Raw genomic sequence first — 11,207 nt, forward strand, 5'->3', positions numbered from 1 at the left:
TCTATAAGCGATCGCCGTTTTCCAACGGGGAAACTGTCAAACGCCAAAGCGAGAAACGAGGCATAATTAGGGCAGCGACAATTTATTTTTATCCTACAACAACTGCCATTTTCTTGTTTATCATGCGATCGCTGCCGGAATTTCAATGATAAATTCTGTCCCCTCTCCTGGTGTAGAAATGCAGCTTAACTGGCCTCCATGTTTTTCTACCACAATCGAATAGCTAGTTGATAATCCCAAACCTGTACCACTACCTATCGACTTCGTAGTAAAAAATGGATTAAATATCTTATTTTTTACTGATTCACTTATGCCCACACCATTGTCTGCAATGCGAATCAGTACTTTTTGGGGTTTCAGGAATTCAGTCCGAATCACAATAGTAGGTTGACGAGTGAAACTTAATTCTTCCAAGGCATCAATGGCATTATTGAGAATATTCATAAACACCTGATTCAAAGCAGAAGCATAACAATTAACTAAAGGTAATTGACCATATTCAAGAATTACTCTAATCTCTGGATGTTTGCTATTATTTTTCAATCGATGCTGCAAAATCAAAAGAGTGCTATCAATCCCAGAATGAATATCTACTGGTTTAACTTCGGCTTCATCCAAGCGGGCAAAATTCCGCAGTGACAGCACAATTTGACAGATGCGATCTGCTCCCACTTTCATTGATGACAGCAGTTTTGATAGATCACCCACCAGAAAATCTAATTCCATCTCGGCGATTTTTTCTGTAATCTCTGGCAATGGTTCGGGATAGAATCGCTGATATAAATTATTTAATTCAATTAAGGACGCAACGTATGCACTCGCTGGTTCTAAGTTGCCATAAATAAAATTAATGGGATTATTAATTTCATGAGCAATACCAGCAACTAACTGTCCCAATCCAGACATTTTTTCAGATTGAATGAGTTGCGCTTGAGTGGAATAAAGTTTTTCTAGTGTTGATTCTAATTGAGTGCAATAATGGTTTAGTTCCTGGGTGCGTTCTTTGACTTTTTGCTCTAGAGTATGGGAATATTCCTCTGATTGGCGATAAAGTTGGGCATTTTCTAGAGAAATAGCGGCTTGAGTAGTGAGGAGATTCAGAACTTGTAAGCGATCGCTTGTAAATGCTCCTGCTGTCAGGTTATTTTCTAGGTACAAAATACCAATCAATTTTCCTTGGCTGATGATGGGTGTACACAAAAAACTTTGGGGTTGCTGCTGTTGAAAATAAGGGTCAGATACTAGGGAATTTTTAACTATTGGATCATCAATCAGTAGAGTTTCACTGGTACGATAGACATAGTTAATTACACTTATAGGAATATCTGGACTTAATTCTACGGGTATGGATGGCTGTAAAGTGGTGTGAATTGTTGTGTTACTTGCTTGGGATACAGCAATTGCTTCTACGGTTAAATTATTGTCTTTACATAACATCAAAGCACATTTATCTGCGCCAGCATTTTCGATGACTACTTGCATCAAAGTTGATAACAGTTGCTCCAGTTGAATTTCACTGGCGAGGGCTTGAGAAGCTTTAAAAATAGTTGCTAAATCTAGGTTATTTGAAATACTTGTACCACTAGAAAAAACAGTTTTGTCAGCCAAAGTGACGATGGTATTGTCTAGGTTTAGGCTGATTTGTGGCTGCTGGAGTATGGTAGCTAATAATTCAGGATAGCGTTGTTCTAAGTCTGCAACTTTAGCTTTTGCTCCCCAACGAGCGTAGGCGTAGTAAGCATTTGTCAGGTAAATTTGAGCAAATTGCTTTTTACCCCAATCAAGATAGAATTTAGCTGCGAGTTCGTGGGCTAACGCCTCTTCGTTGATAAATTGATTGTCCTTAGCCAGAGTTATAGCTTGGTCATAACAATCAATAGCGGCGGCTTTTTCCCCCAAAACTCGATGCTTCTCAGCCTCCACTAAATACCATTTATGCAAGTTGTTCATCGGGGCATCTTTCGCCCACTGGTGCAGAATAGTTTGATGGGTAACGGCTTGGGTTAGCAGTTCTCCTTGTTCTGGTTCGGGCTGGCTGGGCAATAGTGCTAGGTGGGTAAGGGCAGCATAAAAATGGAAAACAGGAATCTGAACCGTTCCCGATGCTGCCATCAAATATGACTTGAGTTGGGTGATGTAGTTGAGGGCGGCCGGATAATTGCCATAAGTGTAGGCAAGCTGTAGTTTGTAGGTGTAGGCAAAAGCGATACCTGTGAGATCGTTATCCTGCTGGTGCTTTGGCAGCATAACTGTTTCATCGTAGAATTGGCCAATTAAGAGATGGGGTTGGCTCACCGATTCACGCAAATTTTGCACCGTTTGCTGTGTTATTTCCAAATAAATCCGCGACGAATCTTGTTTCGCCTGCGCCAAAGCAGCACTGTAAGCAGCCAATTCGGCTGATAATGTGTCCAAGTCTACTCCTGCAAATAGCCCTGTATGGGAGTACGCTTGGATGCCGTAGCCAGCGTAGAGGAAATCGCCGGTTTCCATCCCAGCCGTGTAGCCCTCTTTCTGTATCGGAAGTACTGCCCTTAAAGCTTCCTGGTAATGTTGGATGAAAGCCCCAAACAGGGCATGAGTGAAGCACTTCATACTCTGAACATTCAACCTTTCCACCAACAAGAGCGATAACCGACCAAACTCATAGCCCGTTTCGACTTCCCCCAAAAAGGCACACAGCACCATGCCATGAATTACATATCCTGCCGTCGAGGCGGGGGCATTACCAAACTGGAGCGATAACCTCACCATCGTGGCGCTGAAAAAAGGCATTAAACTCGGCGTTGCCAGAAACACTGGGGCAAACAACATTCCTAACAGTGACATAGCAGCGATCGCTGTGGGATCGCTCATCACAGGTAGATCAATTAGCCCAGCAATTTCTCTACCTTCGAGTTGCTGGTTCAGTTCTTGGAGGGCTTTGCCGATTTGGGCTGCATCGGTTGCATCTGGTAAATCTACCCCTAATTGACTCAGTACCTCTGTGCCCACTGCGATCGCTGCTAATATTTGGCTACGAGCCGTTTGTGCGGCAATTTGAATTTCGTATATTTTCACTTTATCTAAAATCGTCTGTGCCTCCTGCAATACCAAATCAACTTGCTGTTGCATCTGCTCAAAGTCACCATTCAAATAACTGGCTTCTGTTGCTGCCACATGGAGGTTCAAAGCTAATTCGTACTGATGTTGCCAGGAGTCTGGCTGTAATAGCTCAATCCCTGTTTGTAAATAAACCCTTGCTGCCCCATAAGCTGTAGCATTTCTCGCCTTCACTCCAGCTTTCAGGTTCAGTTGAGCTAATTCTTCCTGTTCTTTTGGTTGAGTAATTAACTTTTGTCCTAAATTCAAATGCCCAACAATATCAAATACTTTTTCCTCAAGCTCTATCTCAGAGAAATTTTGCAAAAGTAACCGTCCAATCTTCAGATGTGTTGCTGTTTTTTGCTGATCAGGAATCAGGGAATAGGCAGCTTGTTGAACTCTGTCATGTAAAAACCGATATTTAGCTATTTTTTTATGGCTATTCTCACCCGCCAATATCGATTCTTGCCGATCCTCTCCCTGATAAAACTTATAAACATCACTAATCGGTAAAATCAATCCTTCTTGCAAGGCTCTCCATAAATTAGTAGCTGTTTCTAGCTCTAATTTTTCGGAAACAATTGCTAAAGTTTCTAAATCAAACTGATTCCCAATACAAGCGGCTAATTTGAGAACATTCTGTGTAGAGGATGGGAGCTTTTGCAATTGCAATGCCATAAATTCAACTACATCATCTGTGAGCGCTTGCTGACTCACTTGTGTAATATCACATTCCCACCCTCCCGTAGCCGTTCCTTGGTAAGGGGGGGTGAATTGAATCAGCTTATCTTGATGCAATGCTTTGAGAAATTGCGTAGTAAAAAAGGGATTACCTTGAGTTTTTTGATAGACTAATTTAGAAAGAGATAATGCCAAACTTTCTGAACATTTAAGTGTGTCGGCAACTAATTGATTCACTTGCTTTTGACTTAGGGGCTCTAAAGTAATTGTCTTAATCGTTGCTTGTGTTTTGGCAATTTCACCCAAAGTCAACATTAATGGATGTACTGGGTTGACTTCGTTATCACGATATGCACCAATTAAGAAAAGATGACCTGTCTCAGCCATTAATAACTGTATTAACTTCAGTGAGGCGGAATCTGCCCATTGCAAATCATCTAAAAACATCACTAATGGATGTTCAGCACTTGTAAAGACTTGGGTAAATTGTTGGAATAATAAATTAAATCTATTTTGTGCCGCAGTTCCTGATAATTCTGGTGCTGGTGATTGCTTTCCAATAATTATTTCTAATTCCGGGATGACTTCAATAATTACCTGCCCATTTTCACCTACAGCATCAAATATTTTATTTCTCCATTGCTGGATTTGGGCATCACCTTCTGTTAACAATTGCCCGATTAAATCTCGGAAGACTTGCACAAAGGCGCTGAAGGGAATATTTCGTTGAAATTGATCATATTTCCCTTTAATGAAATAACCGCGTTGTCGCACAATAGGTTTATGAACTTCGTTGACAACTGCTGTTTTACCAATCCCAGAGAAACCAGCCACCAACATCATTTCTACCCCCCTATGTCCCCTCTTATTAAGGGGAGCTAGTGCGTTGCGAGGGTCTTCCCCGTTGTAGCAACTGGCGTGGGATTCAGGGGGGTTAGCGACTCTTTCAAATGCTTGGAGGAGGGTTGATACTTCGGTTTCTCGTCCATAGAGTTTGTCAGGGATAAGGAAGCGATCGCACACATCCCGTCGCGCAATTTGAAAGCTCTCAATCTTACCATCAACTTGTAGTTGATGTAAGCAATTTTCTAAATCAAATTTCAGTCCTAACGCACTTTGATATCTGGATTCAGCATTTTTCGCCATCAATTTGCTGATAATTTCTGAGAGTACAGATGGGATTTGTGGGTTAATTTCAGATACTAAAGGCGCTAGTTTAGCAATATGACAATGTACCAATTCCATCGCATCATTTGACGAAAATGGTAACTCACCTGTAAGTAATTCGTAAAAAGTGACACCCAAAGAATAGAAGTCAGTCCGGTAGTCAATTCCCCGATTCATTCTTCCTGTTTGTTCTGGAGAAATATAAGCGAGTGTTCCTTCTAATACATTGGGATTGACTAGCGTTTGGGTTTCTCGTGGTAGTAAAGATGCAATACTGAAGTCAATTAATTTAACTTGTTTGGTTTCGGGATTAATTAAAATATTGCTGGGTTTAATGTCTTTATGAATAATTCGCTCCCGATAGAGTATATCTAAGGCATTGCATAGTGCGATCGCTATCTCTAAAAACTCCTGTAGAGACGTTGCACACAATGTCTCTACATGGGTGAAATAATCTTTTAGAGAAATCCCGCCAAAATCTTCCATCACTAACGCATAGCCATTTTGGTAGGGTTCTAGGCTGTAGGTGGCGATGAACAGAGGAGAGTTAAGATTTTTGGCAATGGTATACTGATTGCGAAACGACAAGAGTTCGCTGAAACTGGGATAAGAATTTTTCAGCAGTTTAATCACTACTCTTAATGAATCGGTTTCTCGATCCCCTCGAAAAACCAGAGTTCTAGAACCATTGTAGAGTTCTTCATTGATGCCATATCCGGGAATATTGGCTAGAGTGCTTACCATATTGCTAAATCCTGAAGACTTCTAGATTTAGTATTCCCAGATATCTGAAGCTGTTTACCAAAAGAGCATAAATCTACAAAGGAATTTCGATTAAAAATTCTGTTCCCTCACCGATAACAGAGTTGAAACTCAATTTGCCACTATGAGTTTCTTCGACGATTTTACGAGCGATCGCCAGCCCTAATCCCGTCCCTTTCCCGACAGCTTTCGTCGTAAATAAATGGTCAAAAATCTTGTGTTTCACTTCTTCGTTCATTCCTTTACCATTATCCAGAATAGCAATTTTAACTAGATCATTTTCGACTGAAGTTGTAATTGTAATCCAGTTAGGATTGGCTTTAATTTCTGCAAAACTGCGACCATTATTTGATTCATCTAATGCATCAATAGCATTCGCCAAAATATTCATAAATACCTGATTTAATTGACCTGAAAAGCAATTAATCGCCGGGATATTACCGTAGTTGGTGACAACTTCAATAGCCGGACGAGTCTCCGAAGCCTTGAGACGATGGCGTAAAATCAAGATGGTGCTATCAATCCCTTCGTGGAGATTGAAGGTTTGTTTTTGGTCGCTATCGGCACGGGAGAAAGTACGGAGACTCTTACTGATAGACTTGATGCGATCGCCACCATCTTTCATGGCTCTAATTAATTTGGGTAAATCATCCCGTAAATATTCCAGGTCGATTGTCTCTAATTCCTCTGCAATGGTGGGGCTGGGTTGCGGGAGTTCCTCTTGATAGAGGTCAATCAGCCCAAATAGGTCATTGATGTAATCTTGGACAGCACTAACGTTGCCAATAATACAGCCGACGGGATTGTTGATTTCGTGGGCAACTCCGGCGACTAAGTTACCTAGCGCCGACATTTTTTCACTTTGAACTATTTGTAATTGAGCATTTTGCAAGTCGGTGAGGGTCTGCTGGGCTTGATTGTAAAGCCGGGCATTTTCTAGAGAAATCGCCACTTGAGTGCAGAGGAAGTCGAGAATAATGATGCGATCGCTGGTAAATACACCACTGGTTAAGCGATTCTTGAGATACAAAATACCAACCAAATGTCCTTGATTGAGAATGGGTAAACACAGGACACTTTTAGGCTGGTGTAGTCTCAAATAATCCTCAATTACGGGTAAATCGGTTTTTAAATCGTCAATCACCACGACTTGTTGAGTGTTTTTGACATATTGAATCAGTTTGACGGGGACATTGGGATTGTTTTCCAGGGGTTCGGAGTAGAGTTCGGTTGCAGTGGGTGTGGCGATCGCCCGCACTTCCCAGACTTGATTCTCCGAAGGTAAGATTAACGCACAGCGATCACCGCCGGAATTTTGCAGAATAATTTGGGTCAGTTGGTGGAGCAGATCCTCTAATTGAATCACCCGCGAAAGTGCTTGCGAGGCTTTGAGAATGGCAGCAAAATCGAGGGTTGTATTGATGCTGGAACTGCTAGAACTTTTGCTAGTGCTGGAGTGAAGGGAATAGGCGGGAGATGCGATCGTCGCTAATGTGCCTAACATTGTCACCGAGGGATCGGACTGCTGCAAAATCGGGCGGAGCAACTCTGGATAGCGGTTTTCTAAATCATCAGTTTTGGCTTTGGCTCCCCAGTGGGCATAGCAGTAATAGGCTTCTTGCATATAACCTGCGGCAACTTTTTCCTTGCCCCAATTGAGATAGAATTTGGCTGCTAGTTCGTTTGCTAAGGCTTCTTCCTGGATATATTCATTGGCTTTGGCTCCAGAAATGGCGCGATCGTACCAATCCCCAGCCTCATAATGCTTTCCTAAAACCCGATATTTTTCGGCTTCCACCAAATCGTATTTATGTTGATGATTCATTGGTGCGTGGTGCGCCCATTGCTGTAAAAGAGTTTGGTTTTGGGTCACGCGCTCTAATGTAGTTGATACTTCGCCTGAGCGTTGAGTCAATTGTGCTATGGTAACTAAAGAATCATACAAATAAAATGCAGGTTCACCAACTGTACTTGCACCTCCCATGAAATAGTTTCTGCACTCAAGTGCATGATTGTTTGCTTCCTCAACTTCCCCAAATAAAAAGCACAGGGTCAATTTATATACGTAAAATATATATAGTCCATGCCAATCATTGGCAGACAGCAACAGGGGAATAAATTCTGTTTCTTGTAGAGCAGATCCAGACAAAATAGTGGGATACTCCGCAAAACCCAATAAATTCAAAATTATTTGCCAATAGATCAGACAGTAATTAGCCGATCCCAATTGCTTTAGTGCAACTAAAGCATGGTAGTAAGTGCGTGTATTTTGCTCTAAGTCAGAAAGGGGTAGACCGCAATAAAAAGAATTCCGACAGAAACTTTGACCACAATATCCGGCATATTCCAGGTTGCCAATTTCTAGCCCAAGCGTGTATCCCTCCTCCAAGAGGGGTAATGTTTTTTTGATGTGAGATTTGCGGTGGAGAATAAAACCGCCTAGCAGCAAAAATATTTCAGGTTTAGTGGCTTTATCATCGAATTTTAAAGCGAGATTCAATGCCAACTGACCAAACTGTGCCGCTAAATCTATATCTTTTTGGATATTCGAGAGAACCAAACTGTAGCAAGCATAGTTAGTCGCAGAAACAAATGTATTACCGTATTGCAGAGATAATTTGACGAGCAAGGTCGTTAATAATGGATACAAAAGAGAGCCACAGGTGTAAGCTGCTCCCATGATGCTACTAGCAATTTGGGTAATAGCTATTTTGTTCGCATCTGTCATAATGGGGAGATTGGCAAAATCTTCAACTTTCTGGTCTCCAATGAGTTTGCTAATTTCTTGGATGGATTGCTGAACATCTGCCATTGTGGGTGATTCGGTCATCGGTATCCCTAATTGTTGTAAGAGATCCATGCCGATCGCCAGCACTTCATCGAGTTGACTTTGGGAGGCATTAGCTTGAATCCTAATACGGTAAACATTGACCTTTTCTAGTAAGGTATGAGCCTGTTCGATGACAATATTAACGAACTGTTCCATCCGTTCAAAATCGCCGCATAGAAAAGCCAACTCAGTCGCTAATTCATGAAATTCTAGTGTCAGTTCGTATTGCTGCTGCCAAGCTTTTTCGCCCAGCAGAGATAACCCAATGCTGGCATATTCGCGACCCGCTTGATAAGCCGTTGCACTTCGGGCTTTGCGGGTGGCGATGAGATTGAGTTGGGCAAGTTCGTTGCATTCGGTGAGTTGAGTAATTAGAGAAGTTCCGTGATTTAATTGATTGACCAGTTCAAAAATGCGTTCTTCTCTGGCTTCGGGCGAAATTTGTTGCAGTAGTAGCTGTCCGATATGGTAGTGGGTTATTTGTCTTCGATCCTCAGCAATGAGAGAATAGGCAGCCTGTTGGACGCGATCGTGGAGGAACTTATAATTGAGCGATTCATCTGTTGGGTTTTGGGTTGTATCCAATTCGCCCACATAGAACTTATAAATTTCACTTTGAGGGAGGATTAATCCTTCCTGCAAGGCTTTCCAGAGGGCGACGGCGGCATCAGATTTAGATTGTTCGGAGACGATCGCCAACGTATTCAAATCAAACTGTGCCCCAATACAAGCGGCTAATTTGAGAATATCTTGGGTATAAGAGGGCAGTTTTTGTAACTGTGATGCCATAAATTCCACGACATCATCGGACATGGCCACAGTGCGAATCTCTGCCAGATCGCACTGCCAATGTCCCAGGTTGAGATCAAATTGAATCAATCCATCTTGATACAATGCTTTGAGAAACTGGGTGGCAAAAAAGGGATTGCCTTTTGTTTTGACGGCAATCAGTTCTGTCAAGGCTTGAGCGTTCAAAATATGGCAGTTGAGCGTGTCAGCGACTAGCTTGTTTAAGCTACCCTGACTGAGGGGACGTAAGGTAATGGTATTGATGGTGGCGTTGGCTTTGGCTACAGCATCTAAGGTTAACATTAAGGGATGCGCCGGTGATACTTCATTATCTCGGTAAGCCCCAATCATCAATAAATAGCGACTTTCCGACTCATTCATCAAAAGTTGCATCAAATTGAGTGAGGCAGAATCAGCCCACTGTAAATCATCCAAAAACATCACTAAGGGATGTTCTTGAGTTGTGAGGACTTGAATGAACTTTTGGAACAGTAAATTAAATCTATTTTGTGCTGCTGTTCCTGATAATTCTGTCGCGGGTGCTTGCTTACCAATAATGCGTTCTAATTCGGGAATCACCTCAATGATTACCTGCCCATTGTCCCCTAGAGCCTGAAGAATCTGAGTTTTCCAGATGTGTAATTCGGTATCGCTTTCACTGAGCAACTGCCCCATTAAATCACGGAATACTTGCACAAAAGCACTTAAGGGAATATTGCGATTAAATTGGTCATATTTCCCTTTGATAAAATAACCGCGTTGCCGCACAATGGGTTTATGAACTTCGTTGACAACTGCCGTTTTCCCAATCCCGGAAAACCCCGCTACCAGCATCATTTCTGTTGCGCCAAAGCTGACTCTTTCAAATGCTTGGAGTAACGTTTCTACTTCGGTTTCTCTTCCATAAAGTTTGTCAGGGATGAGGAAGCGATCGCACACATCCCGTCGCGCAATTTGAAAACCATCAATCTTACCATCAACTTGTAGTTGATGTAAGCAATTTTCTAAATCAAATTTAAGTCCTAACGCACTTTGATATCTGGATTCAGCATTTTTCGCCATCAATTTGCTGACAATTTCTGAGAGTACAGATGGGATTTGTGGGTTAATTTCAGATACTAAAGGCGCTAGTTTAGCAATATGACAATGTACCAATTCCATCGCATCATTTGACGGAAATGGTAACTCACCTGTAAGTAATTCGTAAAAAGTGACACCCAAAGAATAGAAGTCAGCCCGGTAGTCAATCCCGCGATTCATTCTTCCTGTTTGTTCTGGGGATATATAACTAAGTGTTCCTTCTAATACATTGGGATTGACTAGCGTTTGGGTTTCCCGTGGTAGTAAAGATGCAATGCTAAAGTCAATTAATTTAACTTGTTTGGTTTCGGGATTAATTAAAATATTGCTGGGTTTAATGTCTTTATGAATAATCCCCTCCCGATAGAGTATATCTAAGGCATTGCACAGTGCGATCGCTATTTCTAAAAACTCCTGTAGAGACGCAATATATCGCGTCTCTACAGAGGTGAAATAATCTTTGAGAGAAATCCCGCCAAAATCTTCCATCACTAACGCATAGCCATTTTGGTAAGGTTCCAGGCTGTAGGTTTGGATGAACAGAGGTGAGTTAAGATTTTTGGCAATGGTATACTGATTGCGAAACTGCACCAGTTCGCTGAAACTGGGATAAGGATTTTTCAGCAGTTTAATCACTACAGGTGACGAATCGGTTTCTCGATCCCCTCGAAAAACCAGAGTTCTAGAACCATTGTAGAGTTCTTCACTGATGCGATATCCGGGAATACTGACAAGAGTGCTAACCATATTGCTAAATCTTGAAGACTTCAAGATTTAGTATTCCCAGATATCTGAAGTTGTTTATAAAAAACAC

The 11,207-nt window shown here is 41.7% G+C and carries 2 protein-coding genes; both read right to left on the minus strand.

Going from position 1 to position 11,207, the window contains the following annotated elements; translation table 11 throughout:
* Nucleotides 1-120: 120 nt before the first annotated feature.
* Nucleotides 121-5,676, minus strand: a complete 5,556-nt coding sequence (locus V7K62_RS05785) for a trifunctional serine/threonine-protein kinase/ATP-binding protein/sensor histidine kinase (RefSeq protein ID WP_334862580.1) — start codon at nt 5,674-5,676, stop codon at nt 121-123.
* Nucleotides 5,677-5,749: 73 nt separating this feature from the next.
* The gene (locus tag V7K62_RS05790; RefSeq protein WP_334862582.1) at nt 5,750-11,140 is read right to left on the minus strand and encodes a trifunctional serine/threonine-protein kinase/ATP-binding protein/sensor histidine kinase; all 5,391 of its coding nucleotides are present in this window, start codon (nt 11,138-11,140) and stop codon (nt 5,750-5,752) included.
* Nucleotides 11,141-11,207 lie beyond the last annotated feature (67 nt).

The organism is Nostoc sp., assembly GCF_036917935.1.
Lineage (GTDB): Bacteria > Cyanobacteriota > Cyanobacteriia > Cyanobacteriales > Nostocaceae > Nostoc.

What these genes read in the sequence shown, in the direction of transcription:
- V7K62_RS05785 (WP_334862580.1), bottom strand. Translation starts at nt 5,676, where the DNA reads ATGGTAAGCACTCTAGCCAATATTCCCGGATATGGCATCAATGAAGAA.
- V7K62_RS05790 (WP_334862582.1), bottom strand. Translation starts at nt 11,140, where the DNA reads ATGGTTAGCACTCTTGTCAGTATTCCCGGATATCGCATCAGTGAAGAA.